Origin of the sequence: Acetobacter papayae JCM 25143 (assembly GCF_000613285.1) — a bacterium.
GTDB lineage: Bacteria > Pseudomonadota > Alphaproteobacteria > Acetobacterales > Acetobacteraceae > Acetobacter > Acetobacter papayae.
The window spans coordinates 1-646 of sequence record NZ_BAIN01000168.1 but is presented as its reverse complement, the minus strand read 5'-3'; the positions used below and the strand labels follow the sequence as shown (position 1 = coordinate 646).

Sequence of the window (646 nt, the reverse complement as noted above, 5' to 3'; positions counted from 1 at the left end):
CTGGTTGAAGCTGCTCGCGCTGCCGTGTCATGAGCGAGCGTGGGCGCGCAAAATCAGCCCGCTGCGCGCGCGTGCTGGCGGCCGCGTCATCCGTTGGTTCGGAGGTGTGGGTCACGGAGAGATCGGGGGTGTCGGGGGGGAGGTCGCTCATTCAACCCCGGCTTTGATCAGGTCATGCACATGAATGACGCCCAGCGGGTGGCGATCAGGCCCCAGAACGAACAGCGAGGTAATGGGCCTCTGGCGTGCGTTCATGACCCGTAGCGCTTCCGATGCAAGGATATCGGGCTCTATCGTCAGCGGCATGGTGTTCATGACATCCTTGGCTAGGGTGGCCGTCAGGTCGTGATCCAGAGCGCGGCGCAGATCCCCATCCGTTATCAGTCCGGCCAAGGTACCATTCTGCTCCACAATGCCGACACATCCTAGCGCCTTATGTGTCATTTCCATGATCACGTCGCGCATGCGCGTCTGTGGTGTGGCCAGCGGCATGGCAGAACCGGTGCGCATGAGTTCACGCACCGTGCGCAGTCGCGCGCCCAGCCGCCCGCGGGGTGAAAAGTGCTGAAATCCGCCGCCGTAAAGCCGCGCTGGCGTAGCAGGGCCACGGCCAGTGCATCGCCAAAGGCGAGCTGGCACAGCGTGC

General features: G+C 63.8%; 1 pseudogene. It reads right to left on the bottom strand.

The window, feature by feature from the left end:
* Positions 1-147: 147 nt before the first annotated feature.
* A pseudogene (locus tag JCM25143_RS20455) lies at positions 148-646 on the bottom strand (CBS domain-containing protein); the annotation flags it as partial.